25 protein-coding genes and 1 pseudogene are annotated in these 25,835 nt (G+C 72.5%); 15 read left to right on the top strand and 11 right to left on the bottom strand.

The window, feature by feature from the left end; translation table 11 throughout:
• The first annotated feature begins 30 nt into the window (after nucleotides 1–30).
• Entirely contained in the window at nucleotides 31–828 is a 798-nt protein-coding gene (locus tag AOQ37_RS00250) for a DUF6597 domain-containing transcriptional factor (protein ID WP_062641297.1), read from the top strand.
• A gap of 68 nt (nucleotides 829–896) precedes the next feature.
• On the opposite strand, the gene AOQ37_RS00245 is transcribed toward AOQ37_RS00250, so the two are convergent.
• Nucleotides 897–1,778, bottom strand: coding sequence for an NADP-dependent oxidoreductase (locus AOQ37_RS00245; protein ID WP_062639949.1), 882 nt, complete (start codon nucleotides 1,776–1,778; stop codon nucleotides 897–899).
• Nucleotides 1,779–1,994: 216 nt separating this feature from the next.
• On the opposite strand from AOQ37_RS00245, the gene AOQ37_RS00240 reads away from it, so the two are divergent.
• A complete protein-coding gene (locus AOQ37_RS00240; protein WP_062639947.1) occupies nucleotides 1,995–2,444 on the top strand; it encodes a winged helix-turn-helix transcriptional regulator in 450 nt (149 codons plus the stop codon).
• Between the two features lie 20 nt (nucleotides 2,445–2,464).
• Here the strand turns inward: AOQ37_RS00240 and AOQ37_RS00235 are convergent, their stop codons facing one another.
• The 4 genes from AOQ37_RS00235 to AOQ37_RS41965 all read right to left on the bottom strand — a co-directional run bounded on the left by AOQ37_RS00235 (nucleotide 2,465) and on the right by AOQ37_RS41965 (nucleotide 5,471).
• A complete protein-coding gene (locus tag AOQ37_RS00235; protein WP_062639945.1) occupies nucleotides 2,465–3,289 on the bottom strand; it encodes a TIGR03943 family putative permease subunit in 825 nt (274 codons plus the stop codon).
• A complete protein-coding gene (locus AOQ37_RS00230; RefSeq protein WP_062639943.1) occupies nucleotides 3,286–4,329 on the bottom strand; it encodes a permease in 1,044 nt (347 codons plus the stop codon). The genes AOQ37_RS00235 and AOQ37_RS00230 overlap by 4 nt, the downstream gene beginning before the upstream one ends.
• Before the next feature lie 6 nt (nucleotides 4,330–4,335).
• On the bottom strand, nucleotides 4,336–4,809 hold the full coding sequence (locus AOQ37_RS00225; protein ID WP_062639941.1) for a MarR family winged helix-turn-helix transcriptional regulator: 474 nt from the start codon (nucleotides 4,807–4,809) through the stop codon (nucleotides 4,336–4,338).
• 68 nt (nucleotides 4,810–4,877) lie between these two features.
• Nucleotides 4,878–5,471, bottom strand: a complete 594-nt coding sequence (locus tag AOQ37_RS41965) for a hypothetical protein (RefSeq protein WP_306305201.1) — start codon at nucleotides 5,469–5,471, stop codon at nucleotides 4,878–4,880.
• 127 nt (nucleotides 5,472–5,598) lie between these two features.
• Here AOQ37_RS41965 and AOQ37_RS00215 point away from each other — a divergent pair, with 127 nt between their 5' ends.
• From AOQ37_RS00215 to AOQ37_RS00205, 3 genes are all read left to right on the top strand, one after another.
• Nucleotides 5,599–5,937 (top strand): YnfA family protein, encoded by a 339-nt coding sequence (locus AOQ37_RS00215; RefSeq protein WP_062639939.1) that lies wholly within the window; start codon nucleotides 5,599–5,601, stop codon nucleotides 5,935–5,937.
• Between the two features lie 63 nt (nucleotides 5,938–6,000).
• Complete coding sequence (locus AOQ37_RS00210; protein ID WP_062639937.1) at nucleotides 6,001–6,777, top strand: SDR family NAD(P)-dependent oxidoreductase; 777 nt, start codon at nucleotides 6,001–6,003, stop codon at nucleotides 6,775–6,777.
• Between the two features lie 115 nt (nucleotides 6,778–6,892).
• Nucleotides 6,893–8,149, top strand: coding sequence for a GNAT family N-acetyltransferase (locus AOQ37_RS00205; RefSeq protein WP_062639935.1), 1,257 nt, complete (start codon nucleotides 6,893–6,895; stop codon nucleotides 8,147–8,149).
• A gap of 78 nt (nucleotides 8,150–8,227) precedes the next feature.
• On the opposite strand, the gene AOQ37_RS00200 is transcribed toward AOQ37_RS00205, so the two are convergent.
• The gene (locus tag AOQ37_RS00200; RefSeq protein WP_062639933.1) at nucleotides 8,228–9,421 is read right to left on the bottom strand and encodes an RtcB family protein; all 1,194 of its coding nucleotides are present in this window, start codon (nucleotides 9,419–9,421) and stop codon (nucleotides 8,228–8,230) included.
• 203 nt (nucleotides 9,422–9,624) lie between these two features.
• On the opposite strand from AOQ37_RS00200, the gene AOQ37_RS00195 reads away from it, so the two are divergent.
• From AOQ37_RS00195 to AOQ37_RS00185, 3 genes are all read left to right on the top strand, one after another.
• Complete coding sequence (locus AOQ37_RS00195) at nucleotides 9,625–10,458, top strand: hypothetical protein (RefSeq protein WP_062639931.1); 834 nt, start codon at nucleotides 9,625–9,627, stop codon at nucleotides 10,456–10,458.
• Nucleotides 10,459–10,576: 118 nt separating this feature from the next.
• Nucleotides 10,577–11,539 carry a DUF3558 family protein gene (locus AOQ37_RS00190; RefSeq protein WP_062639930.1) on the top strand — a complete coding sequence of 321 codons (963 nt, stop codon included), beginning with the start codon at nucleotides 10,577–10,579 and terminating at the stop codon, nucleotides 11,537–11,539.
• 76 nt (nucleotides 11,540–11,615) lie between these two features.
• On the top strand, nucleotides 11,616–12,938 hold the full coding sequence (locus tag AOQ37_RS00185) for a DUF2637 domain-containing protein (RefSeq protein ID WP_062639928.1): 1,323 nt from the start codon (nucleotides 11,616–11,618) through the stop codon (nucleotides 12,936–12,938).
• Between the two features lie 98 nt (nucleotides 12,939–13,036).
• Here AOQ37_RS00185 and lysS read toward each other — a convergent pair whose 3' ends face one another.
• Nucleotides 13,037–14,779, bottom strand: a complete 1,743-nt coding sequence (lysS, locus tag AOQ37_RS00180; RefSeq protein WP_062639926.1) for a lysine--tRNA ligase — start codon at nucleotides 14,777–14,779, stop codon at nucleotides 13,037–13,039.
• Between the two features lie 140 nt (nucleotides 14,780–14,919).
• Between lysS and argS the strand changes: the two genes are divergently transcribed.
• Nucleotides 14,920–16,689, top strand: a complete 1,770-nt coding sequence (gene argS, locus AOQ37_RS00175; protein WP_062639924.1) for an arginine--tRNA ligase — start codon at nucleotides 14,920–14,922, stop codon at nucleotides 16,687–16,689.
• Nucleotides 16,690–16,802: 113 nt separating this feature from the next.
• Here the strand turns inward: argS and AOQ37_RS00170 are convergent, their stop codons facing one another.
• Nucleotides 16,803–17,243 carry a peptidoglycan-binding domain-containing protein gene (locus AOQ37_RS00170; RefSeq protein ID WP_062639921.1) on the bottom strand — a complete coding sequence of 147 codons (441 nt, stop codon included), beginning with the start codon at nucleotides 17,241–17,243 and terminating at the stop codon, nucleotides 16,803–16,805.
• 263 nt (nucleotides 17,244–17,506) lie between these two features.
• Here AOQ37_RS00170 and AOQ37_RS00165 point away from each other — a divergent pair, with 263 nt between their 5' ends.
• The 4 genes and pseudogenes from AOQ37_RS00165 to AOQ37_RS00155 all read left to right on the top strand — a co-directional run bounded on the left by AOQ37_RS00165 (nucleotide 17,507) and on the right by AOQ37_RS00155 (nucleotide 20,484).
• Nucleotides 17,507–18,370, top strand: coding sequence for a peptidoglycan-binding protein (locus AOQ37_RS00165; RefSeq protein WP_062639920.1), 864 nt, complete (start codon nucleotides 17,507–17,509; stop codon nucleotides 18,368–18,370).
• Entirely contained in the window at nucleotides 18,367–19,440 is a 1,074-nt protein-coding gene (locus AOQ37_RS00160) for a helix-turn-helix domain-containing protein (protein WP_062639917.1), read from the top strand. The genes AOQ37_RS00165 and AOQ37_RS00160 overlap by 4 nt, the downstream gene beginning before the upstream one ends.
• A 24-nt stretch (nucleotides 19,441–19,464) precedes the next feature.
• The gene (locus AOQ37_RS40245; protein WP_159401275.1) at nucleotides 19,465–19,629 is read left to right on the top strand and encodes a hypothetical protein; all 165 of its coding nucleotides are present in this window, start codon (nucleotides 19,465–19,467) and stop codon (nucleotides 19,627–19,629) included.
• 70 nt (nucleotides 19,630–19,699) lie between these two features.
• Nucleotides 19,700–20,484 (top strand): annotated as a pseudogene (locus AOQ37_RS00155) (DUF4253 domain-containing protein).
• 6 nt (nucleotides 20,485–20,490) lie between these two features.
• On the opposite strand, the gene AOQ37_RS00150 reads toward AOQ37_RS00155, so the two are convergent.
• On the bottom strand, nucleotides 20,491–21,792 hold the full coding sequence (locus AOQ37_RS00150; RefSeq protein WP_234436753.1) for an aminotransferase-like domain-containing protein: 1,302 nt from the start codon (nucleotides 21,790–21,792) through the stop codon (nucleotides 20,491–20,493).
• Between the two features lie 288 nt (nucleotides 21,793–22,080).
• Between AOQ37_RS00150 and AOQ37_RS00145 the strand changes: the two genes are divergently transcribed.
• Nucleotides 22,081–22,365 carry a hypothetical protein gene (locus AOQ37_RS00145; RefSeq protein WP_062639914.1) on the top strand — a complete coding sequence of 95 codons (285 nt, stop codon included), beginning with the start codon at nucleotides 22,081–22,083 and terminating at the stop codon, nucleotides 22,363–22,365.
• On the opposite strand, the gene AOQ37_RS00140 is transcribed toward AOQ37_RS00145, so the two are convergent.
• A complete protein-coding gene (locus AOQ37_RS00140; protein ID WP_062639912.1) occupies nucleotides 22,305–23,744 on the bottom strand; it encodes a helix-turn-helix domain-containing protein in 1,440 nt (479 codons plus the stop codon). The genes AOQ37_RS00145 and AOQ37_RS00140 overlap by 61 nt on opposite strands.
• Nucleotides 23,745–23,932: 188 nt before the next feature.
• Between AOQ37_RS00140 and AOQ37_RS00135 the strand changes: the two genes are divergently transcribed.
• Complete coding sequence (locus tag AOQ37_RS00135; RefSeq protein ID WP_062639910.1) at nucleotides 23,933–24,661, top strand: DUF4232 domain-containing protein; 729 nt, start codon at nucleotides 23,933–23,935, stop codon at nucleotides 24,659–24,661.
• 11 nt (nucleotides 24,662–24,672) lie between these two features.
• On the opposite strand, the gene hemB is transcribed toward AOQ37_RS00135, so the two are convergent.
• Nucleotides 24,673–25,665, bottom strand: a complete 993-nt coding sequence (hemB, locus tag AOQ37_RS00130; RefSeq protein WP_062639908.1) for a porphobilinogen synthase — start codon at nucleotides 25,663–25,665, stop codon at nucleotides 24,673–24,675.
• Nucleotides 25,666–25,835 lie beyond the last annotated feature (170 nt).

Below are 25,835 nucleotides of genomic sequence, written 5' to 3'. Positions count from 1 at the left end.
GATGTCGGTGCCGCGTCCTACGATCCGGTCATGGCCACCCCACGCCGTGACACCCGAGGCATCGTCGCCGCCGCGGAGTTCCTCGCACGCGTGCGCTTCCGCCGCCCCCGGCCGGCCCCGCCGCTGCGGCCCTACATCGAGCACTACTGGCTGATCGACTGGGACCTGACCGAGCCGTACGTCTCCCACGTGGTCCCGCACCCCGCGGTCCACCTCGTCTTCCAGCGGTTCGAGGGGCAGGAGCCCTTCGCCGAGATCGCCGGCGTCCAGCAGGGGCTCTTCACGCAGAAGCTGGAGGGCCGCGGGCGGGTGTGCGGCGTGAAGTTCCGCCCGGGCGGCTTCCGCCCCTTCGCCCCCGAGCACCCGGTCTCCCACTGGACGGGCCGCCGGGTCCGCCTCATCGGCACCGACCCGGCCCCGGTCCTCGACCCCGCAGACGAGGAGGCCCGGGTCGCGGCCCTGGACGCCCACCTCCTGGCGGCCCGCGTCCCGCGCCCGGACCTCCAGGCCGACCTCGCGATGACCCTCGTGGAACGGATCCGCGCCGACCGCACGATCCGCAAGGTGGCGGACCTCGCGAGCAACGAGGGGCTGTCGGTCCGCCTGCTCCAGCGCCTGTTCGCCGCGTACGTCGGCGTGGGCCCCAAGTGGGTGATCCTGCGCTACCGCATCCACGAGGCCCTGGCCCGCGCGGAAGCCGGGGAGACGGCGGACTGGGCGGCCCTGGCCGCGGACCTGGGCTACGCGGACCAGGCCCACCTGGTCCGCGACTTCACCACCACGATCGGCGTCCCCCCTGCCACCTACGCCAGACACCGCGGCGCGTGAAGCGTCCTGGCGCTGCCGGTGTCGCCGTCCCGGACCCGGGCCGTCCCCGACCCGGGCCGTGTCGCGACCTAGGGCACCAGCACCACCCGGCCGCGCACCCCGCTCTCCGCCAGCCGCGCATGGGCCTTCGCCGCGTCGTCCAGCGCGTAGGTCCCGGCCACCCGGAGGGTGAGTTCGCCCGCGTCCACCGACCGCGCCAGCTCCGCCAGCCGGGCGCCGTCCGGGCTCACCTCGACCGCGTCGGTCCGTATCCCTCGTTCCGGCGCGGGCTGGGCCTGCGGGATCACCCCCACGTACACGCCCCCGTCCCGCACCAGGGCCAGTGCCTCGGAGCCGAGCACGGCCGCGTCCAGCACCGCGTCGAAGCTCCCCTGCCCACCGGCGAAACGGGTGGCCCCCAGCGATCGGACGAACTCCTCGTCCTGTGCCCGGACCAGCGCGGCGACCTCCACCCCGCGCCGTACGGCCAGCTGGACGGCGTACCCGCCGACCGCCCCCGCACCGCCCGTGACCAGCAGCGAGCGGCCCGGCGCCAGATCCAGCAGCTCCAGTGCCTGCGCGGCGGTCAGCGCGTTCAGCGGCAGCGTCGCCGCGTGCACCGCGTCCACGGACGCCGGGGCGAGCGCCACCGCGTCCGCGTCGACGACGACGTACTCCGCGTGCGTGCCGAGCGGCTTGACCATCCCGTAGTCCAGCGCCACGACCTCCTCCCCCACCGTCCACGCGGTGGCCACGCCCACCGCGTCCACCGTCCCGGCGACGTCCCAGCCGAGTCCGATCTGCTTGCCCGCGCCGCCGAAGACACCCGAGCGCACCCCGGCGTCCACCGGGTTCAGCGTGGCCGCAGCCACCTTGATCCGCACCTGCCGGGCGGCCGGCTCCGGCAGCTCCGCGTCCACGATCTCGACCGCCTCGGGCCCGCCGAACGTCCGCACCACCGCTGCACGCATGACAACTCACTCCCTCAGGTTCGTCGGATCGGGGGGCCTGCGGGCGCGGGACCGGCTGCGGGAAGCCCACGCGCCTCACGCGTCTCTCGCTCCCCGCCACTGACTGCTGTCCGGCCGCTGCACGCCGCCCTCCCGTGGTCACAACCCTAGGAAGAGTTACTATCCAGGAGGAAGTAGTTACCTGAAGGTGCCTACGTCACCGGGAGGAGAGCCACCATGGCCACCACGACCGCCGCCCAGCGCCGCGAGCAGGCCCGGAGCGAGTACGACGCCTTCCTCCGCAGCTGCCCGACCAACCAGCTCCTGGACCGCCTCAGCGACAAGTGGGTCAGCCTGGTCGTCTCCGCCCTCGCCCCCGGCGCCCAGCGCTACAGCGACCTGGCCCGCAGGATCGCCGGCGTGAGCCCCAAGATGCTCACCCAGACCCTGCGCACCCTGGAACGCGACGGCATCCTGACCCGCACGGTCACCCCGTCCGTACCCGTCCGCGTCGACTACGAGCTGACCCCCCTCGGCAGCAACCTCGCCCTGCTGCTGACGGCCGTGAAGGACTGGGCGGAGACCCACTTCGACGAGGTCCAGGCGGCCCGCCGACGCTACGACGGGGACGAAGGGAACGGGACGGGCGGCGCGGGCGGCGCGGACCCGGACCGCACCGACGTCTGAGCGGCGTCCGAGCGCTTCGTTCAGGACGGGAGTGGCAGCGCGTCCATGTACGCGTTCGGCGGCTTGCGCACCTTCAGCACGGCCCGCGCGTCCAACGCGACCGCCGCCGACGAGGTGCCCAGCGTGCCGCTGCCCCGCCAGGTCCCGGTGACGTTCACCCAGGTGTCGGCCTTCGGCGCCGCGATCCCCTGGACCAGCACCTTCACGGACGACGCGTCCGCCGCGCAGCAGCTGACGATGATCCGGGTCAGATACCAGCCGTCCAGCTTCGCCGGGGCCGGAGTGACGAACCCGGTCATCACGACCTCGCGACCGCCCAGGGCCTTCGACCGGTCCTGCTGGACCCGCTGGGTGAACTCGGTGAGCGTGATCGGCAGCGGGGAGGTCGCGGGCAGCGGATCGAAGGCGTCCTCCTGCACGGCGACGGCCTTCGCCGGTTCGCGGGAGGCCGTGTAGGAGCCGAGCGCGGGCGGCGCGTAGAAGAGCAGGCTCAGCACGGGCAGGAACAGCAGCCAGGCAACCCGCGGGACCCGAGAATGATCATGCCCGTGGCCCGCATGCCCTCCGTGCCCCTCATGCCCCTCATGCCCCTCATGCCCCTCGGGTTCCTCGCGACCGTGCCCCTCGTGCGCACGCCCCGCCCCGCCGTGTCCGCCGGGGTTCTCCTCCCGTCGGCCGGCCCAGGCCTCCGCCACGCCCAGCACCACCAGCAGCACGCCCGACGCGATCAGCAGCGGACGCATCCCCTCCTTCACGTACCGCAGGTACTCGTCCGTGAACAGCGAGGTGTGCAACAGGCCCAGCCCGCCCAGCACCAGCAGCCCCACCTGCGCGAAGCGCCTCACAGCAGCACCCCTCCGATCACCGCGCTGCACACCACGGCCACCACAGCCGTGGCCGCCGAGAAACGCACCGCGAAGGCCCGCCCGAACGTGCCCGCCTGAAGCGCGATCAACTTGAGGTCGACCATCGGCCCCACCACCATGAACGCCAGCCGCGCGACCGGCGAGAACCCGCTCAGCGAGGCCGCCACGAATGCGTCCGCCTCACTGCACACCGCCAGCACGATCGCCAGCCCCGCCAGGAACAGCACCGACAGCCACGGCGAACCCGCGAAGGTGTCGAGCAACGTGCGCGGCACCGCCACATTGAAGGTCGCCGCCGCCATCGCGCCCACCACCAGAAAACCCCCCGCGTGCAGGAAGTCGTGCTGGAAACCGCGCCGGAACTCCGTGAGACGGCTCTGCCCCGGCACATGCCCGGTGTGCCGGACGACGGTGGGCTTCAGCCACTCCTCGCGCCCCAGCCAGAGCCACAGCCAGCCCATCGCGGCGGCGGTGACCAACGAGGCGAGCAGCCGGGCGACCACCATCTCCGGACTGCCCGGAAAGGCGACGGCCGTGGCGGTGAGCACCACCGGGTTCACGGCCGGCGCCGACAGCAGGAACGCGAACGCGGCGGCCGGGGTGACCCCCCGTCCGATCAGGCTGTTCGCCACCGGCACCGACGCGCACTCGCACCCCGGCAGCACCACCCCCGCCATCCCCGCGACCGGCACGGCCAGCGCGGCCCGCTTCGGCAGCAGCCGGCTGAAGACCCTGGCCGGCACGAACGCGTTGATCGCCCCCGACAGCGCGGTGCCCAGCAGCAGGAACGGCAGCGCCTGCACGGTCACGGCCAGACACACCGTCCGCCACGCCTGCATCGCCGGCGCGTCCAGCGACCGCCCGACGAGCACCAGCAGCACACCCGGCACCACCGCCGCGCCCAGCAGCAACAGCGGCCAGTGACGCGGCAGTTCCCGAGCCGGGCGGGCGTCGCCCGCCGCTCGTGCCCGGCCGGCCGCCGCCGTCGCCGCGGCCGGACGTATGTCCGTCTCCCGCATCCCGCCCTAGACCCGGCCTTCCCGCAACCGTGCGACCTGTGCCGTGCCGAACTCCACCGTGCGGCGCATGTGGCGCACGATCACCGAGAGTTCGCCGTCGTCCAGGTCTTCGAAGAGCGGCATCCAGTCGCCGCCCAGCCGCTCCCACATCCGGGTGAGCTCCGTGATCCGCCCCGGCACCGTCGCCACAAGGACCCGTCGCCGGTCGGCCGCGTCCCGCTCCCGGACGACGTAACCCGTCTTCTCCAGCCGGTCCACCAGCCGCGTCGCCGACCCGGTGGTCAGTCCCGTCAGCTCGGCGACCCGGCCCGTCGTCACCGGCTCCCGTTCCAGCATCAGCAGGTTCAGGCACTGGAGGTCGGTGGGATGCAGTCCGAGACGGTCGGCGAGCGCCTGGTTGAACAGGGCGTACGCGGCCGCGTACCGGCGCGACACGACGGCCAGCTCGTCGAGCAGCCGCGAGCGCACGTTCCCGGACATCGCACCCCTTCGTCGGCACCGCCGTCGGCGCCGTCCGCAGATCGTACGACGCTCCGCTCCCGCGGACGTCAGAAGAAGTACGCGTCCCCGGTGTCCAGGACCAGCACCTGCTGCCGGTCGTTGGACCGGTTGCGGTCCACCGCCCCGCCGCCCCACAGCGTGTCGACGGCCATCGTCACCTCCGTGGGCCGCCCCCGCAGCCAGACCCGCAGCGCGATGCGCTCCCCGAGCCCGTCCGCGGCCAGCGCACCCGTCCGGCACACCACCTCCTGGCGGCCCGTCCGCGCGCACCCGGGCGGCAGCCGGTGCGCCCCGGCCGCCAGCGGCACCGACCAGCGCAGCCGCACGGTCGAGTCCGAGACGTCCCCCGGACCGTGGTTGCGCGGGGTCAGCGCGACGTCGACCCGGCCGCCGTGCATGACGGCGGAGCCGTGGTACGACAGATCGGCCTCGGTCGTCTCCCCCGCCGCGCCCACCGCCGCCGCGCCCACCGCCGCCGCGCCCACCGCCGCCGCAATCTCCGTCACCGCCGCGCTCTCCGTCACCGCCGCGCTCTCCGTCGCCGTCGCTCCCGCCGCTCCCGCGGGCGCGGCCCCCGGCCCCACCGTCAGCGCCGCGCCCAGCACCGCGCCCGTCACCGCGAGAACCCGCATCCTGCGCATGCCACCACTCCTCGATCGGAACCACCCGGGTACCAAGGGCCGGGTACGCAGGGGATGTATCCCACGCCCGGCGCCCGGCAGGCGCCCTCCAACAGGTGACAGCGCCCGCCCGTGCCAAGCTGCCGACATGCTCATCCTCCGGTCCGCCGCCCTCTTCGTCGTCGCCGCGCTGTTCGAGATCGGCGGCGCGTGGCTGGTCTGGCAGGGCGTCCGCGAGCACCGCGGCTGGCTGTGGGCGGCCGGCGGTGTCCTCGCCCTCGGCGCGTACGGCTTCGTCGCCACCTTCCAGCCCGACGCCCCCTTCGGCCGCGTCCTCGCCGCGTACGGCGGTGTCTTCGTGGCCGGCTCCCTGCTCTGGGGCGCGGTCGCCGACGGCTACCGCCCCGACCGCTGGGACGTGACCGGCGCCCTGATCTGCCTCGCCGGGATGGCCGTGATCATGTGGGCCCCGAGGAACGGCGGCTGACCCCGATACCCTGGGCGGCAGTCGGTCGTACGAACGAACACCCCCGTGCACGAGGAGCAGCCCATGGCCACCGCCGCCCCGTCCGCCGCCTCCCGCATCGCCGTCGTCACCGGTGCGAGCAGCGGAATCGGCGCCGCCACCGCCCGGCAGCTCGCCGCGGCCGGTTACCGGGTGGTCCTGACCGCCCGCCGCAAGGACCGCATCGAGGCGCTGGCCGAGGAGATCACGCGGTCGGGCGGCTCGGCGACGGCGTACCAGCTGGACGTCACGGACCGCGCGGCGGTCGACGAGTTCGCGAGCGCCTTCACCACCATCGGCGTCCTCGTCAACAACGCCGGCGGCGCGCTCGGCGCCGACCCCGTCGCCACCGGCGACCCGGCCGACTGGCGCACGATGTACGAGACGAACGTCCTCGGCACCCTCCATGTCACCCAGGCGCTGCTGCCCAAGCTGGTGGCGAGCGGGGACGGAACCGTCGTGGTGGTGTCCTCGACCGCCGGTCACGGGACGTACGAGGGCGGCGGCGGCTATGTCGCCGCCAAGCACGGCGCGCACGTCCTCGCCGAGACGCTCCGCCTGGAGATCGTCGGCCTGCCGGTCCGCGTCATCGAGATCGCCCCGGGCATGGTCAGGACCGACGAGTTCGCCCTCACCCGCTTCGGCGGCGACGCGGACAGGGCGGCCAAGGTCTACGAGGGTGTCGCCGAGCCCCTCACCGCCTCCGACGTGGCCGAGACGATCACCTGGGCGGTCACCCGCCCCAGCCATGTCAACGTCGACCTGCTCGTCCTGCGCCCCCGCGCCCAGGCGTCCAACACGAAGGTCCACCGGGAGCTGTGACGGCCGAGGAGGGGCCGGCCGAGGACGAGGAGGGGGCGGCGGCGGCCGATGCGGCGTGATGATCTACGCGGTACGCCACGCGAAGTGAGCGCCGCCTCGCCATAGGGTCTTCACCGTGGACAGACACATACCGTTCGAGACACTGCACAACTTCCGTGACCTGGGCGGGTACCCGACCGGCAGCGGCCACCGGGTCCGCGCGGGCCTGCTGTTCCGCGCGGACTCGCTCGGCAAGCTCAGACCGGACACGCCGGACTGGGACCGTTTCCTCGCCCTCGGCGTCCGCACGGTGATCGACCTGCGCCACCCCTGGGAGATCGAGGCGCGCGGCCGCATCCCGCAGGACGACTCCTTCACCTACCGCAACCTCAGCATCGAGCACCGCCCCTACGACCAGGCGGCGTTGACCCCGGACGTGGATCCCGGGCCCTATCTCGCCGCCCGCTTCATGGAGGTGGCGGAGGACGGCACGAAGGAGATCGCGACGGCCCTGGAGCTGGTGGCCGAGGCGCGGGAGGGACTGGTCTTCCACTGTGCCTCGGGCAAGGACCGCACCGGAGAGCTGGCGGCCCTGGTCCTGGGTCTGCTGGGCGTGCCGGACGAGGTGATCATCGAGGACTTCTCCCTGACCGAACTGGCGAGCCCGGCCCTGCTCGCCGACTGGCGCGCGAGGAACGACGGCCGGTCCCCGGTGTGGCCGTCCTTCGGCCGGGCCCCCGAGTCGGTGATGCGCCTGTTCCTGGAGGCGCTGCGGGCCCGCTACGGCTCGGTGGAGGCGTATGTGACGCAGGCTCTCGGCATGGACGCGGAAGCCTTGTCGGCGACCCTGCGCGCCCGCCTTTTGGAACCGGTCCCCACCACCTGGCCGGAGCTGACCCACCGCAGGGCGGAGCCGCTCGACGCCCCTCTCCTGGTCCGGCTGCGCGACACGGCGGCCCTGTGGCAGCTGGCCCGGGGCATCGAGCAGTGGCAGCCCGGCGAGAAGTCCGAGGCCCACTTCCTCGACCGCATGCGTGCGGGCGAGGTCTGGCTCGCGTACGCGGACGGCGCGGTCGCGGGCGCCTACGAGCTCTGGTGGGACGATCCGGCCGCCTGGGGCCCCCGTCAGCCCGAGGCCGGCTACATCCACCGTCTGATGACGGCCCCGCACACGGCCCCACCGGGCGCGGGCCGCAAGATGCTGGCCCACGCCGAGTCCCGCATCGCCGCGGCCGGCCGCCCCTGGGCCCGTCTCGACTGCCTCTCCGCCAACCCCCGCCTGCGCGCCTACTACGAGTCCGCGGGCTACACGGTCGTCGGCGAACAGCGCGCGAAGGAGGGCGGAACGGGAAGCCCGTACGCGGTGACCCTGCTGGAGAAGCGGCTCGGGTGAGGAAGCGGACGGAGGGGTCCGGGCCGAACCGGCCCGGACCCCTCCGTCCGCGCGGGCTTCATCCGCCGGCCGGCGGTGTCAGCCCTTGACGCACACGACCTGCTTCAGCTTCGCCACGACCTCCACCAGGTCCCGCTGCTGGTCGATGACCTGCTCGATCGGCTTGTAGGCACCCGGGATCTCGTCCACGACGCCGGAGTCCTTACGGCACTCCACGCCCTGGGTCTGCTCCTCCAGGTCCTTGGTCGTGAAGCGCCGCTTCGCCGCGTTGCGGCTCATCCGCCGACCGGCCCCGTGCGACGCCGAGTTGAAGGCCTTCTCGTTGCCGAGGCCCTTCACGATGTACGAACCCGTGCCCATCGAGCCCGGGATGATGCCGTACTCGCCGGAACCGGCCCGGATCGCGCCCTTGCGGGTCACGAGCAGGTCCATGCCCTCGTAGCGCTCCTCGGCGACGTAGTTGTGGTGCGCGCTGATCTCCTGTTCGAAGGCCGGCTTCGCCTTCTTGAACTCCTTGCGGATCACGTCCTTCAGGAGCGCCATCATGAGCGTGCGGTTGTACTTCGCGTACTCCTGCGCCCAGAACAGGTCGTTGCGGTAGGCCGCCATCTGCGGGGTGTCCGCGACGAAGACGGCGAGATCGCGGTCGATCAGGCCCTGGTTGTGCGGGAGCTTCTGCGCCACCCCGATGTGGAACTCGGCGAGCTCCTTGCCGATGTTCCGAGAACCGGAGTGCAGCATCAGCCATACGGAACCGGTCGTATCGGTGCAGACTTCCACGAAGTGGTTGCCGCCACCGAGGGTACCCATCTGCTTCACGGCCCGCTCCTCACGGAACTTCACCGCTTCCGCGACCCCGTCGAAGCGCCCCCAGAAGTTGTCCCATCCCGCCGTGGCGAACCCGTGGAAGCGGTCCGGCGCGACGGCGGTGTCGTGCATCCCCCGGCCCACCGGGATCGCCTGCTCGATCTTCGAACGGAGCCGGGACAGATCGCCGGGGAGGTCGTTCGCCGTGAGCGAGGTCTTCACCGCGGACATTCCGCAGCCGATGTCGACGCCCACCGCCGCGGGGCAGACGGCGCCCTGCATCGCGATGACCGAGCCGACCGTCGCGCCCTTGCCGTAGTGGACGTCCGGCATGACCGCCAGTCCCTTGATCCACGGCAGGGTCGCCACGTTCCGCAGCTGCTGGAGCGCGCCCTCCTCGACCGACGCCGGGTCGGCCCACATACGGATGGGTACCTTCGCGCCCGGCATTTCCACGTACGACATATCGTCCTCATTCCCCCGGAGTAAATACAAAAGCCTTACATCGCAAAACTGGTGCCAAGGTCGACGAAAAGGACAGCGGACCGGCATCGACAGCTCCACGTGCGATACACATTGTCTCCAGCGGCCGCCCCCGTCCGGCAAGCGAATAACCAGCGGGGACACCCGGACGCCCCCACCACCTGGCCTGTCGAGAGGAGCCGACCGTGCAGCGGAAGGCATACGTACCCGGCGTCGTCGCGCTCCTCGCGGCGCTGCTGGCCGGCTGCACCGGCGGTTCGGACGAAGGCGGCTCGACGGACAACTCCAACCCCGGCGCGGCGGGGACGGCCAGCGCCGTCGCGCAGCCCGGCAAGTACGACACGCTGCCCGAGGCCTGCGGTGTGGTGAGCCGGTCCACCCTCGACACGCTGCTGCCCGGTATCAAGCAGCTCGCCGACGAGGCGCAGCGCGACACCGCCTACGCGGGTGAGGCGACCCAGACGTTCGACACGGACCGCAAGGTGGGCTGCCGTTGGAAGGTGGAGTCGACGGACGCCACCGACCATCTCCTCGTCGACTTCGAGCGGGTCGTGTCGTACGACAACGCCGTGAGCGACGACAACCAGGCCGAGGCCCTCTTCGCGCAGAAGGTGACCGCGGCCGACCTCCCGGCACCCACCGCCTCCAGCACCACCGGCGCGGCGACCGGCTCCCCCTCCACGAGCCCGAGCCCCTCCCCCTCGACGACGACCTCGCCCTCCGTCGGCGCCTCCTCGTCGGCCTCGCCCTCGGCCTCCTCCACGGTCGCTCCCGCCGACCTCCAGCCCCGCCTCCTGGACGACCTGGGCGACGAGGCGTTCGTCGACGACGCGCTCGGCAGCTCCGGTTCGACGGCCAAACAGCGCACCGTGACTGTGGCGTTCCGCACGTCCAACGTCATGGTGACCATCCAGTACGAGGAGCAGCCGGCGACGGTCGGCACGGTGCCGGACAGCGAGGAAATGCAGGACAAGGCCCGGAAACTGGCCGCGCAGCTCGCCGACTCGCTGGCCGGCTGAGGGTACTTCGGCCCGCTTCGCACCCCGTCCGCAAAGCCCTCGAAGCGGAACCGCACAGCTTCTTCACCGACTACCGTGGCCCCTCGGACCCGATCCGACCGCAGGAACCACGAGCGTCATGAGTGAAGGAACCATGCAGCGACGAGCCCAGCGAGACGGCCAGTTTGACCAGCGCGAGCAGCGTGCCGAGCGAGTGAACCGTGCCGGAGGACTGAACCGCCTCCTGGCCGCGGCGGTCGCCGTCCCGGTGATGCTGCTCGCCGCGGGCTGCTCCTCGGACTCCGGCTCGGGCGACGACGCGAAGGACGCCGCCGCCTCCACGGGTACCGGCACCGACTCGACGGCGAGTGCCGCGCCGACCGTGCAGGCCGCGGCGTACAAGACGCTTCCCGAGGCGTGCGCGGTGGTGTCGAAGAAGACCCTGACGGAGCTGGTACCGAAGGGCGCGGCCAAGGGCAAGGAAGGAACGTCCAGCGACACCGCGGCCCGGGCCAGCTGCTCCTGGTCCAGCCTGGCCAACAACGGTGTGAAGGGCTCGCAGTTCCGCTGGCTGAACGTTTCGCTGCTGCGCTTCGAGTCGGACACGACGACCGGTGACGGCGAGTCGCAGGCGAAGACGTACTACGCGAAGCAGGTCAAGGACGCCCAGGCGGTGTCGGGCGCGAAGAACGTCAAGTCGGCTCCCCTGGCGTCGGCGGGTGACGAGGCGACGTCGGTGCGCTACGACCTGAAGAAGTCGGAGGGCGCCTTCAAGCAGCAGACGGTCGTGGTCCGCGTCGAGAACGTGGTGCTCACACTCGACTACAACGGTGCCGGTCTGGCGGGCGACAAGTCGCCGAGCGCGGAGACCCTGACGAAGTCGGCGGAGAAGGCTGCCAAGGAGGCGGTGGCCGCCGTGCGGTCGGCCAACGGCGAGGGCGACAGCGGCGGTTCGGACACGGCCACGAGCCCGTCCCCGTCCGGGTCGGCCTCCTCCGACCCGAAGGCGACGCCCTCCAAGTCGTCGTCGGCGACCCCGAAGGCGACCGCGTCCAAGGCGGCCGCGGCGGCACCGAAGGCTTCCGCTTCCGCGAAGAGCTGACGGTCCGGCAACGCGTTCGCCGCACACATGTGCCACCCTGTTGCGCGCAAGAACAGGCAAGGGGAGGGGAGTACGGGTGTCCGCGCCAATACAGCTGACCCGGACGCACCGCGTTCTCATCGGCGTGGTCGTGACCGGAGCCGTGGTCATCGCCGGTATCGGCTTCGCCGGTTCGTACGCGGCCGTCCGTGAACTGGCCCTGGAGAAGGGTTTCGGGAACTTCTCCTATGTGTTCCCGATCGGCATCGACGCGGGCATCTGCGTGCTGCTGGCCCTCGACCTGCTGCTGACCTGGATCCGTATCCCCTTCCCGCTGCTGCGGCAGACGGCATGGCTGCTGACGGCGGCGACGATCGCGTTCAACGGCGCGGCGGCCTGGCCTGACCCGCTGGGCACGGGTATGCACGCGGTGATCCCGATCCTGTTCGTGGTGTCCGTCGAGGCCGCCCGGCACGCGATCGGCCGGATCGCGGACATCACGGCGGACAAGCACATGGAGGGCGTGCGCCTCACGCGCTGGATGCTCTCCCCGCTGCCCACCTTCCTGCTGTGGCGCCGGATGAAGCTGTGGGAGCTGCGCTCCTACGAGCAGGTGATCAAGCTGGAGCAGGAACGTCTCGTCTATCAGGCGAGGCTGCGCTCCCGCTTCGGCCGTGCCTGGCGCCGCAAGGCCCCGGTGGAGTCGCTGATGCCGCTGCGTCTCGCCCGCTACGGCGTCCCGCTGGCGGAGACCGCCCCGGCGGGTCTGGCGGCGGCGGGCATAGAGCCGGCCCTGCTCCCTCCGGCGCCGGTGACGGCGGCCGCGCCCCAGCAGGAGCTGACGGCGGCCGCACCGGTCGACGCGGGACCCCGGGCCGTCGAGGCGGCGCCCGCGCCCCAGCAGGCGCAGCAGGCACCGCACGCGCAGCAGCAGGCACCGCAGGTGGGTCGGGCGCCCGCCCCCGCGCCCGAGGAGGAGGAGCCGAGCCCCTGGTTCCAGGCGCCGCACGAGGTCGCCTACCAGGGAGGCTACGACCCCACGTACGACCCCACGGAGCAGTACGCCCAGTGGGTCGAGGAACAGCGGCAGGCCGAGCAGTACCAGGACCAGTACCAGGAGGAGCCCCCGGCGCAGGAGCCCTCCCCCGAGGAGACCGGCTCCTTCCCGATCCCGGTCGGTCCCGGCCGCATGCGCGAACTCGGCGAGGGCGGCGGCACCCCGGTGATCGAGCCGGACGAGGAGGCGTTCTACCAGGTGTTCCGGCAGTCGATAGACGGCAGCTTCCCCACGCCCGGTGTCCTCGGCGACAACATCCAGGCGACCTACGGCACCACCATGAGCCCCAGCGCTCTGAAGGCGCTCACGGAGCGCTTCCAGCACCGCTTCAACACGGAACTGGAAGAGGACCACATCGCCTGACAGGACCACACCGCCCGATGTGCGGATGCACGACGAGGAGGGGGCGCCCGGTACCGGACCGGGCGCCCCCTCCTCGTCGTGCGCGGCGCAGGCGGCGCCTACTCCCCGAGCAGGGCCCGCACCCGCTCCTGGCCCACGGCCAGCAGCAGCGTGGGCAGCCTCGGTCCCGTGTCACGTCCCACCAGCAGGTGGTAGAGCAGGGCGAAGAACGTCCGCTGGGCGGTCTTGATCTCCGGCGGGAGCTCCTTGGGCGTGGCGTCGGCGGAGAACCCGGCCTGGACCTTGGGGACGCCGTAGACGAGGTGCGTCAGGCCGTCCAGCGACCAGTGGTCGGCGAGCCCGTCGAGCAGGAGCCGCAGGGACTGCCGGGAGTCCTCGTCGAGGGACTTCAGCAGCTCGGCGTCGGCCTCGGCGCGCACCACGGTGCGCTGGTCGGCGGGGACATGGGTGTTGATCCAGGCCTCGGCCTTGTCGTAGCGCGGCCGGGCCTCGTCCAGGGAGCCCAGCGGGTTCTGCGGGTCCAGCTCGTCGAGGATCCGCAGGGCCTGGTCCTGGTGTCCGGCGGTGATGTCGGCGACCGAGGCCAGCGTGCGGTACGGCAGCGGCCGGACGGTGCGCGGCAGCTCACCGGCGGCCGTGCCCACCGCGCGGGAGTGCGCGGCGATGTCGGCCGGCAGCGCCGAGCCCTCGGCGACCTTGGCGTCCAGCTTGTCCCACTCGTCGTAGAGCCGCTGGATCTCCTGGTCGAAGGCGATCTTGAAGGACTGGTTGGGGCGGCGGCGGGCGTAGAGCCAGCGCAGGAGCTGCGGCTCCATGATCTTCAGCGCGTCCGCGGCGGTGGGGACGCCGCCCTTCGAGGACGACATCTTCGCCATGCCGCTGATGCCGACGAAGGCGTACATGGGCCCGATGGGCTGCTTGCCGCCGAAGATGCCGACGATCTGCCCGCCGACCTGGAAGCTGGACCCGGGCGACGAGTGGTCGACGCCGCTCGGCTCGAACACCACACCCTCGTAGGCCCAGCGCATCGGCCAGTCGACCTTCCAGACCAGCTTGCCGCGGTTGAACTCGTTCAGCCGGACGGTCTCGGCGAACCCGCAGGCCGTGCAGGTGTAGGACAGCTCGGTGGTGTCGTCGACGTACGAGGTGACCGTGGTGAGGTCCTTCTCGCAGTTGCCGCAGTAGGGCTTGTACGGGAAGTAGCCGGCCGAGCCGGACGAACCGTCGTCCTCGTTCGCCGCGCCCGACCCCTCCGCCGCCTCGAGTTCGGCCTCGTCGAGCGGCTTCTGCTGCTGCTTCTTCGCGGGGGCCTTCTTGGTGCGGTACTGGTCGAGGATCGCGTCGATGTCGGCACGGTGCCTGATCGCGTGCAGGATCTGCTCGCGGTAGACACCGGAGGTGTACTGCGCGGTCTGGCTGATCCCGTCGAACTCCACACCGAGCTCGGCCAGCGACTCGACCATCGCGGCCTTGAAGTGCTCGGCCCAGTTCGGGTGCACCGAGCCCCGCGGCGCCGGGACGGAGGTCAGCGGCTTGCCGATGTGCTCGGCCCAGGAGTCGTCGATCCCGTCGATGCCCTGCGGCACCTTGCGGTAGCGGTCGTAGTCGTCCCAGGAGATCAGGTGACGGACCTGGTGTCCGCGGCGGCGGAGCTCGTCGGCGACCAGGTGCGGGGTCATGACCTCGCGGAGGTTGCCAAGGTGGATGGGTCCGGAGGGGGAGAGTCCGGACGCGACGACCACAGGTTTGCCGGGGGCCCGACGCTCCGACTCCTCGATGACCTCATCCGCGAAACGGGAGACCCAGTCGGTGGTCTCGGTGCTCAGAGCCACGATCGGCACGTCCTCTTGTTCTGAAGGCTTCCGGGTTTGAAGTGCGTTCCATTGTCCCAGACAGCCCCGCGCCCGGGAAAACCGCTTTACCCCCCATGGGATACTGACCGTGTCTATCCATCCCCACGAGGAGAACGGCACCCACTCCTATGGCCCCGGTCACGTCCCTCAGCCACTCCGTCGAACAGCACCTCTCGTCCGCCCTCTCGGCCACCCTGCCGGAGGCCGCCGGCGCGGACCCGCTGCTGCGACGAAGCGACCGGGCCGACTTCCAGGCCAACGGCATCCTGGCGCTGGCCAAGAAGGCGAAGGCGAACCCCCGGGAGCTGGCGACGCAGGTCGTGTCGCACGTCGTCACGGGTGACCTGATCGGGGAGATCGAGGTGTCGGGCCCCGGCTTCCTCAACGTGACGATCACCGACGGCGCGATCACCCGGAACCTCGCGGCACGGTACGCGGACCCGGACCGCCTCGGCGTGCCGCACTCCGCCGCGCCGGGCACGACGGTCATCGACTACGCCCAGCCGAACGTGGCGAAGGAGATGCACGTCGGTCACCTGCGGTCGGCGGTCATCGGCGACGCGACGGTGCAGATCCTGGAGTTCACCGGCGAGAGCGTGGTCCGCCGGCACCACATCGGCGACTGGGGCACCCAGTTCGGCATGCTCATCCAGTACCTGGACGAGCACCCGCACGAGCTGGACCACAAGGACTCCCAGGTGAGCGGCGAGGAGGCGATGTCGAACCTCGACCGCCTCTACAAGGCCGCGCGCAGGCTGTTCGACGCCGACGAGGAGTTCAAGACCCGGGCCAGGCGCCGGGTGGTGGACCTCCAGGCGGGCGACCCGCACACCCTCGCGACCTGGCAGAAGTTCGTCGACGAGTCGAAGATCTACTTCTTCTCGGTCTTCGAGAAGCTCGACATGGAGATCCGCGACGAGGACATCGTCGGCGAGTCGGGTTACAACGACATGCTGGCGGAGACCTGCCGGCTCCTGGAGGAGTCCGGGGTCGCGGTCCGCTCCGAGGGCGCCCTCTGTGTCTTCTTCGACGACGTCAAGGGTCCGGACGGCAATCCGGTCCCGCTGATCGTGCAGAAGTCGGACGGCGGCTACGGCTACGCGGCGACCGACCTGTCGGCGATCCGCGACCGCGTCTTCCAGCTCAAGGCGAGCACGCTGCTGTACGTGGTGGACGCCCGTCAGTCGCTGCACTTCAAGATGGTCTTCGAGACGGCGCGCAGGGCGGGTTGGCTGAACGAGGACGTCAAGGCGCAGCAGCTGGCGTTCGGCACGGTCCTCGGCAAGGACGGCAAGCCGTTCAAGACCCGTGAGGGCGAGACGGTCAAGCTGGTCGACCTCCTCGACGAAGCGGTCGAGCGGGCCACGGCGGTGGTCCGGGAGAAGGCCGCGAAGGTCGGCCTGTCCGAGCCGGAGATCGTGGAGAACGGCCGGTACGTGGGCGTCGGCGCGGTGAAGTACGCCGACCTGTCGACGTCCGCGGTGCGGGACTACAAGTTCGACCTGGACCAGATGGTCTCGCTGAACGGCGACACGTCCGTCTACCTCCAGTACGCGTACGCCCGTATCCAGTCGATCCTGCGCAAGGCGGGCGAGGCCCGCCCGGCCGCGCACCCGGAGCTGGAACTGGCCCCGGCGGAGCGGGCGCTGGGCCTGCACCTGGACCAGTTCGGCGAGACGGTGCACGAGGTGGCGGCGGCGTACGAGCCGCACAAGCTGGCGGCGTACCTGTACCAGCTGGCCTCGCACCTGACGACGTTCTACGACCAGTGCCACGTGCTGTCCCCCGACAACTCGCCGGAGGTCGTCGAGAACCGCCTGTTCCTGGTGGACCTCACGGCCCGCACCCTCCACCTGGGCATGGCCCTGCTGGGCATCAGGACGCCGGACAAGCTCTGACCGACCGGCGGTACTCAGGGGCGCTCGACGCACCGCGGCCCGTCCTCCTCGCGGCTCCGGACCAAGGTTTCCGGTGTGCGGGGAGGGCGGGCCGCTGTCATGGCCGGGGTACGTCAGGCGGCGAACCGCTTGAACGCCGCGCGGGTACCGGCACCGGCGATGCCGTCGATCTTGCCGGTGTAGCCGTAGTCGTCCTTGAGGAGACGCTGGAGCGCCATGATCGTGTTGGGGCCGGGGTCGCCGTCGATGGCGTCGGTGTAGCCCCAGTACTTCTTGAAGCAGCGCTGGAACGCCTTCCAGCTCTCGGTGCCCAGCTGCCCGTCGATCTTGCCGGTGTAGTCCCAGTCGCCCGCCAGGAACGTCTGGACGTTCTTGGCCTCGGCGGTGGTGAGGCCGAAGTTCTCCGTCGCCAGCGTGGCGGCGGGAGCGCTCACCACCTGCGTGGCCGGCGCGGAGGCGGCGAAGCTGGTGCCCGCGGTCGCCAGGGATCCGGCGGCGAGACCGGCGACGGCGGTGAGTCCGACGAGGGTCCTGGCCAAGGCGTTGGGTCGCATGCGTTCCTCTTTCGGGTCGTGGGTCGCCACCCGGCCCGGACGGCGGGCCGGTGACGACACGAGAGTGCGGGGCGCCCGCCGGGGGCCGCCACGGCTGCCGCCGAGGTGACGGAATCCTGGGACGACACCCGCCCTGACCTGCGAGGAAACCGCCCGCCGGGACGGTCCCGCGGGACGGCTGTGGCGGGTGTTGAGATGCTCATGCAGAATGCGAGCGAGCGGGGGGCCGCTGACCACGGTCCATGACCGCAAGTGGGGGGAACATGTCGCGCTGGAGAGCGCTGTCCACCGAACTGGATCCACGCGTACGGCAGTTGCTGACACAGCTGCGCCGGCTGAAGGACCACAGCGGGCTGAGCATGCGTCAGCTGGCCGCGAAGACGGGGTACAGCGAGAAGTCGTGGGAGCGGTATCTGGGCGGCAGGTCGCTGCCGCCCCGGGAGGCGGTCGAGGCGCTGGCCCGGATCGGGGGCGTCGACCCGGTCCGCCTGCTCGCGCTGCACGAGGTCGCCGCCGACACCTGGGGCGGCGGCAGACACCTCGCCGCCTCCGTGCCGGAAGCGCCCGCGCCGGAACGCGCGCCCGACCTCGCGCCGCCCGCCCCCGCGCCCACGGTGGGTCCGGCCGCGGGTCCGGAGCCGGAAACGGGACCGGAGGCAGAACCGGCGACAGACCCGGAGGCGGAACGGGTGACGGCCGCCCGGCGGTCGCTGCGCGTGGCGCTGGTGGCGGGGGCGGTGGCCCTGGTGCTGGCCCTGTCCTCGGCGGCGCTCCTGGTCCTGCGGCTCGACGACGGCGACGGCGAACCGGCGGCGGCACTTCCCGCCGTGTCCACCGCTCCGGCACGGTCGTCGGCGCCCGCGTACACCTGCCGGATCGAGCGGACCGACGGCCTCTGGCACGCGGGCCTCAGCCGCACCCTGGACACCGAACTGGCCTACGGCGCGGTCGGGCCCGAGGTGGCCGAGGCGCAGTGCCTGCTGCGCCGCTCCGGGATCTCGCCCGGTGGCATCGACGGGATGTTCGGCCCGCTGACCCAGCGCGCGGTCAAGGCCTTCCAGACGCGGGCCGGGCTGGCCGTGGACGGCTCGGTCGGACCCCACACCTGGAAGGCACTGCGCGGATGACCGGTCCCGCCCCGTCGCCGGAGGGTGCCCGACTGACCTCCGCTCTGCGGGAGTTGAGGGGCCGGACCGGTCTGAGCCTGGCGGCCCTCGCGGCGAGGACCGCGTTCAGCAAGTCGTCCTGGGAGCGCTACCTCAACGGCAGGGCCCTGCCGCCGCGCACCGCGGTGGAACAGCTGTGCCGTCTCGCGGACGAACCGGTCGGTCGATGTCTTGCCCTGTGGGAGATCGCGGAGTCCCAGTGGGGCGGCCGGTCCAAGGAGGCGGAGCCGCCCCGGCCGACCCGCCCCGCGGCGAACGCGGCACCTCCCGTCCCGGCGGCCGCCCCAACCACTACTGCCCCCACCACTGCCACCGCCCCAACCACAGCCCCAGCCCCAGCCCTCGCGAACGCCACACGCCCCACCGACTCCACGGCCACTCCAACGGCCACCGGCACGACAGCCGCCACCGCAGGCGCAACGGGGAGCGGGGCCGCACCGGTCGGCCACCGGGGAGCCACGGCCGCGGCGGTGCTCGCGTCCGCGTGCGCCGCGGTGTTCGGGGCCATCGCGCTGACCCTCTTCCTCCTCCCGGGCCGGCACGGCGCACCGCACCCGGCCGCGTCCCCGGCGGCTTCCCCGTCCGCTTCCGCGGCTGTCTCCTCGTCCACGTCCGTCACCGGCCCCGGCTGCCGGGGAACAGCCTGCGAGGGCGGCAGCCCGATGGACCTGCGGTGTGCCACCGAGCCGGAGACCCTCGCCGAGCACGTCACCGCCACCGGAGCGTCGGTCCAACTGCGCTACAGCAGGGAGTGCGGGACCAGTTGGACCCGGATGTGGGGTGCGCGGATCGGCGACCGGATCGAGTCGGGAGCCGTGGGTGGCTCCCGCACCTACCGGGCCGAGGTCAGGGACCGCGCCGAGGCGGACACCTATGTCCACACCGCCATGACGGCGACCCGCCCCGGCACGCTCGTCCGGACCTGTTTCCTGCCGACAGCGGACGGCGCACGGGAGTGCTTCGAGGCCCGGGTGGTCCCGGCCCCGGAACCAACTCCGCGCCCCCGCACGTCCCACCCCTCGAAACCCTGACAACACGAGCGCGAGGAGCGGCAGTTGGGCGGCGCGGACGACCCGTCGATCGTCGACGCACTGATCGGCCTGGTGCTGATCGGAGGCGCGGGGGTGGTCATCCCGGCCCTCGTCGTCCTCCCGCTCGTCGGCCTGGGCATCTGGCTGACGCACCTCTGGCGCCGCCGGCGCGCGGGACACTCCGCCTGACGGCCGTCGCGGCCCGGACGGGACACACCGGCCCGGGCCGCTGTCAGTGCCTGCCCCTACAGTCACCGGCATGGCGACTCTTCCCAATCCGCTCCCCAAGCTGGCCTCCGATCCCAGCGGCCGCTCCCTCGGCCTCCGGCTCCCGCCGGGCCGGCTGATCGACACGACGGACGATGGGGCGTGGCACGAACCGTTGCTGTGGCACGCGGAGCAGTCCGCCTCCTCCGGCAACTGGACGGCCCTCGGCGCGACGGCTGGGCGGGCCGGGCTGCTTCCGGTCCTGGTCGACCTCGGCGGCTCCCAGGGCGGTCCGTCGCAATGGGAGTTGATGCCCGCCGAGATGTCCTACCCCGGGGACCACGACGCGGAGGAGGTCCTCGCGCAGTACTGGCAGGAGTGCGCGGCGGACGGCGAGGAGTGGCCCGGTCTCGCCGCCCCCGGCACCCTGACGGCCGACCCGGACGCACGCGCCGCGCAGATCGCCGACACCCTTGCGGAACAAGGGGCTTCGTGGTTCAGGTCGCCCCATGTCGCCCTGGTCCCGGCCCGCCGCAGCGCCGACGTCCCGGCGGCCGTCGGCTGGTCGGGCCCGGCCGATCACGAGAACGACACCGCGCGTCTGTGCGCCGTCCTGCGCTCCTGGGAGGACCGCTTCGGCATACGGGTCGTCGGCCTCGGTTTCGACGTGAGGCGGTGTCCGTCGCCGCTCCGCCCCGCACCCTCGCGGAGGCGGAGCGGATCACCGCCGAGCACTTCGCGTTCTGCCCGGACAACGTCCTCCAGGGCCCGGGCACCCCGGAGGCCTACGCCCGGCAGCTCGTCGGCGAGCCCACCTGGACCTTCTGGTGGGACTGAGCCGCACTACCCGGTGAGCCCCCGCCGCAGCCTGCGCAGCCCCTCCCCGATCTCCTGCGGGGTCTGCGTCACGAAGCACAGCCGCAGGGTCGAACGGTCCGGCTCACCTGCGTAGAAGGGGGCGCCGGGGACGTAGGCCACGTCCTGGGCGACGACCCGGGGGAGAAGCGCCGTGGTGTCGTACGACTCGGGGAGGCGGACCCAGAGGAACATGCCGCCCTCGGGACGGGTCCACACCGACCCCGCCGGGAGGGCGTCCGCGAGGCCCGCGAGCATGGCGTCGCGGCGGTCCCGGTACACGCCGGCCACCCGGGCCACGTGCGCGTCCAGGTCGAAGGCGGCCAGATAGCGCGCCGCCGCGAGCTGGTTGACGGTCGGGGTGTGCAGGTCGGCGGCCTGCTTGGCGACGGCGCAGGCCCGGCGCAGCTCGGCCGGCGCGCGCAGCCAGCCCAGCCGGATGCCGGGGGCCATGACCTTGGAGAAGGAGCCGAGCAGCACCGTGCGGTCACGGGCGTCGGGGTGGGCGGCGATCCAGGGCACGCGCTCGCCGTCGTAGCGGAGTTCGCCGTAGGGGTCGTCCTCGACGATCCACAGACCGTGCCGGGCGGCGACGGCCGCGATCGCGGCGCGGCGCCCGGCGGGGACCGTGCGGCCGGTGGGGTTCTGGAAGGTGGGGACGGTGTAGAAGAGCTTCGGCCGTTCGCGGATCACCAGGTCGGCGAGCACCTCGGGGTCCGGGCCGTCCGCGTCGCCGGGCACCGCCACGATCCGCGCTCCCGCCAGCCCGAAGACCTGAAGGGCGGCCAGGTAGCAGGGCGCCTCGACGAGCACCGTGTCGCCGGGGTCGAGGAGAGCGGTCGCCAGCAGCGACAGGGCCTGCTGGGAACCCGTGGTGACGAGGAGGTCGTCGGCGGTGGTGGGCAGTCCGCGGGCGGTGGTCCGTGCCGCCAGCCGCTCCCGCAGGGCCGGCTCGCCCTCGGTCGTGGCGTACTGGAGGGCCTGCGCCGGGGTCTCCTCCAGCGCGTACCGGAAAGCGGCGGCCACCCCCTCGCGGTCGAACAGTTCGGGCGCGGGCAGCCCGCCCGCGAAGTTGATCACCTCGGGGCGGGCGGTGACGGCGAGGATGTCCCGGACGGGCGAGCCGCCGATCGACCGGACACGGGCGGCCGTCGGAGGCACGGCGGCGCGTCCGGTCCCGGGACCGGACGCGGGGCCGGACTTGGGTCCGGACGCGGGGCCGGGGACAGCGACGGCGGCGGGGCCGGGGGCGGGAGCGGGGGCACTGGGCGACTCGGCTGCGACAGTCATGCCCGCACCCTAGGGAGATACATGCCGCCTACACACGGGTTTCTGCCATGTGGACAGCGGGCCACACGGGCCGAGGGCCGGGGCGGCGGCGGACGGCTCGGACGGTCCGGGCTCCCGCGGACGGCGTGGACTCGGTGGCCGAAGGGGCTCTCCCCGGGCGGCGGGCGTCCCACACCCCATCCCGGAGGGCCACTGTTCACGCAGGTCAGAGCCCATGGGACCGTACCAGCGTCCCGACTTGCGCGGTGGATGTGGAAGCGTGGAGGCCGTACGCCGCAGGCTTGCCCCATGCCCACACGCCCCACTCCCCCGCCGCGCCGCCGGGTCCGTCCGCTCGCCGTCGCGCTGACCGCCGCCGCGGCGCTCACCCTCACCGCGTGCCACGACGGCCAGGGCCTGCGCGACGAGGGCCCGTCGAGCTCCAGCACCCTGACCGGCTCCGGCCCCCACCAAGGCTCAGGCCACGACTCCGGCTCCGGTCCCCGCTACGGGAACGGCTCCGTAAACGGTTCCTACGGCGTCGCGGAGGCTCCCGCCCGCTCCCACGCGGAGCCGCCGAGCGGAAACTCGTAGTCGGGGCGCCCGTTCTCGCCGCTCGTGCGGAAGGGCCTCCCCTTGTCGTCGATCGTCAGCGTGCCGTGCCGTCCGCCGCTGGACCAGGAAAGCTCCAGGTACCAGCGCACGTCGTACGCGGAGGCGTCGGCGGTGACGTAGTAGACCTCCGGGTCCGACTCGCTCACCTTGAACGGGAAGTTCTGGTGCCCCGCCTCGGGCACCAGCGCCGGCCGCGCCGCGTCGAGTGCGACGGAGAACGCGCGCGTCGGCACACCGCCACCGCAGCCGACGCCCGGGTAGCCCATGGCGTAGTCGTTCCAGGCGAGCGGCGCGGCCTTGGCCACGGTCCGGACCGTCAGGCGGTCCACGACGACGGTCTCGTCGCCGGTCCCCTGCACGGTGAGCTCCAGATACTGCTCCCCCGCCGACACGGCCCCGTGCCGGGCCACCCACGCGGGAGCGTCCTGCTCGACGGGCGGCGGCCGCACCTCGTCCGGCCCCTGCTCGATCAGATAACGCTGGCTGCACGGGCTCTCCCAGGCGTACGGCCGGGTGGTGACCGTCAGTGGGGCGCGGTCGCCGGCCCCCGCGCCCTGCGCCTGCGAGGAACCGGCGGTGGCGGAGTGCGAGGGGGAGGCGGACCCCGAGGCGGAGGCCGAGGGCGACGCGGACACGGACGGCGACGCGGACGCGGAGGACGTGCTCCCCGTTCCCCGACCTCGCACGGACGGCGTACCGGCCGCGCCGACGCTTTCCCCCTCGCCGGACCCGTCGGACCCGCCGGACGGCAGCGTCAGGGCGAGCGCCAGGGCGACCGAGCCGAGGGCGGCCACGACACCGACCCCGGCGAGAACCAGGGACCGACGAGTGCGAGGGGCCAGAGGCGTCCGAGGCGTCCGGGGGGCCGGCTCGTCCCCCACGACCTCGACGACCGCGTCCGTGCCCCCGGTTGCCACACCCGCCACACCCGCCGCCCCCGCGGCCCCCGCCTCCGTCCTCGCGCCCCCCGCGCCCGCCTCCGCCTCCGCCTCCGCCTCCACGGTTCCCGGGACCGCCGCCTCCGTGACGGCATCGCCGACGGCGTCCGCGCCCCCGGCCCTGATACCGCCCGCGCCCCCGCCCGCGACGGCGTCCGCCTCGGCCGTGCTCCCCTTCCGCCCCCGCACCGCGTCCGCCAGCACCCATCGCCGGTGCAGCTCGACGAGCTCCCGCGGCGACGCCTTGCAGAGCCGCGCCAGCCGCTCCACGGGCGCGTAGTCCGCGGGGACGGCGTCCCCGTTGCAGTAGCGGTGCAGCGTCGACGTACTCATGTGGAGCCGTTTCGCGAGCATCCCGTAGCTCAGCCCGGACCGCTCCTTCAACTCCCGCAGCAGCTCGGCGAACTCGGTCGCAGACACCGTTCCTCCACTCCCCATGTCCCATCCCGGCGTTCCAGGGATGGTCCGTTTCCCCAGGTCAGAACCATTGCGGGCATTCCAGCGTCCCTGATCGTCCGCCGACCGTGGCGGCCGGGACGGATGCCCGCACAAGCTTTGGTCATCCAAGCACGCCGGTTCAACACGGCTTTCCGGAAGAGGACTTCACGATGCGTATCCGCCGCACCAGCCACCTGCTCGCCCTCACCGCCCTGACCGCCCTCGCGCTCACCGCCTGCGAGGACGGGACGGGCGTGAAGGACGAGGGCGCCTCGCACGCGGCGTCGTCGACGGCCACGGCGGCCCAGCCCACGCCCGGCGCGGACAAGGGCACCGGCACCGCCCCGGCGAAGGACACGGCGGGCTCCACCGGATCGTCCGGCACGACGAGCGGCACCTCGGAGGGCGGCACCGGCACGGGCGGCGGAACGGGTGGCACGGGCGGCAAGGACGCCGACAGCGCCTCCGACGGCCGCGTCCCGTGCAACGGCTCGAACACCAAGGTCACCGCGCAGCCGGTCCCCCGCCCGCTCAACCACATGCTGCTCACGGTGACCAACACCGGCAGCAGGACCTGCGACCTGACCTACTACCCGGTCCTGCGCTTCGACGAGATGCAGTGGGTGCCGCAGGCGGCCAAGGAGACGCAGCCGCAGGCGGTGACGACCCTCGCGGTCGGCGAGTCCGGCTACGCGGGCGTCCTGCTGTCCGCCGCCGACGGGAGCGGCGACGGCGGACAGACGGCCGAAAAGCTCACGGTCGCCTTCCAGGGCTACACCCCGAACAGCGACGGCGGCGCCTCCGCGACGCCGGCCCTGCCCGCCAAGGGCGTCTACTACGACAGCTCCCTGACGGTGACGTTCTGGCAGCGGGACATGGACGACGCGCTGTCCTGGTGAGAACGGGCGGACTACCGCAGCTTCTGGGCCACTTCGGTGGCCCAGTAGGTGAGGATGTTCCGCGCCCCGGCCCGCTTGATGCCGGTCAGCGTCTCGAGGATCGCCCGGTCGCGGTCGACCCAGCCCTTCTCGGCGGCGGCCTCGACCATCGAGTACTCGCCGGAGATCTGGTAGGCGGCGACCGGTACGTCCACCGCGTCGGCGACCCGGGCCAGGACGTCGAGGTAGGGCCCGGCCGGCTTCACCATGACCATGTCGGCGCCCTCCTCCAGGTCCAGCGCCAGCTCACGCAGCGACTCACGGAGGTTCGCCGGGTCCTGCTGGTACGTCTTCCGGTCGCCCTTCAGGGACGACCCGACGGCCTCCCGGAAGGGGCCGTAGAACGCCGACGAGTACTTGGCGGTGTAGGCGAGAATCGAGACGTCGTCGCGGCCGATCTGGTCGAGCGCGTCGCGGATGACCCCGATCTGCCCGTCCATCATCCCGCTGGGCCCGACGACATGGGCACCGGCATCGGCCTGGACCTGCGCCATCTCGGCGTACCGCTCCAGCGTGGCGTCGTTGTCGACGCGTCCTTCGTCGTCCAGCACTCCGCAGTGCCCGTGGTCGGTCGTCTCGTCCAGGCACAGGTCGGACATGACGAGCAGGTCGTCCCCGACCTCGGCCCGCACGTCCCGGATGGCGACCTGGAGGATGCCGTCCGGGTCGGTACCGGGGGTACCGAGCGCGTCCTTCTTCGCATCCTCCGGCACGCCGAAGAGCATGATCCCGGAGACCCCCGCCTGTACGGCCTCGAGCGCGGCCTTCCTCAGGCTGTCGCGCGTGTGCTGCACGACGCCGGGCATGGCCTGGATCGGCACCGGCTCGCTCACGCCCTCCCGCACGAACGCGGGCAGGATGAAGTCGGCCGGATGCAGCCGGGTCTCCGCGACCATGCGCCGCATGACGGGCGTGGTCCGCAGCCGCCGGGGACGCGAACCGGGAAAGGATCCGTACTTCGTCATACGCCCTACGCTACGCCCGGCCCGCGCCCCCTTTTGCCGACGCCCAGTCGGCCTCCTCGCCCCTCACCGGTGAGTGATCCACGTCATCAAGATCCCCACAGGTGTGACGTTTCCCCTCCGGAGACCGCTTTCTTTACATGGGCCGCCTGAATGTCAGGTGGCCCATGACC

Origin of the sequence: Streptomyces maremycinicus, from assembly GCF_001184025.1 — a bacterium.
In the GTDB taxonomy this organism is placed as follows: domain Bacteria; phylum Actinomycetota; class Actinomycetes; order Streptomycetales; family Streptomycetaceae; genus Streptomyces; species Streptomyces maremycinicus.
The sequence above is the reverse complement of the archived record's forward strand: the minus strand, read 5'-3'. Positions and strand labels throughout refer to the sequence as shown.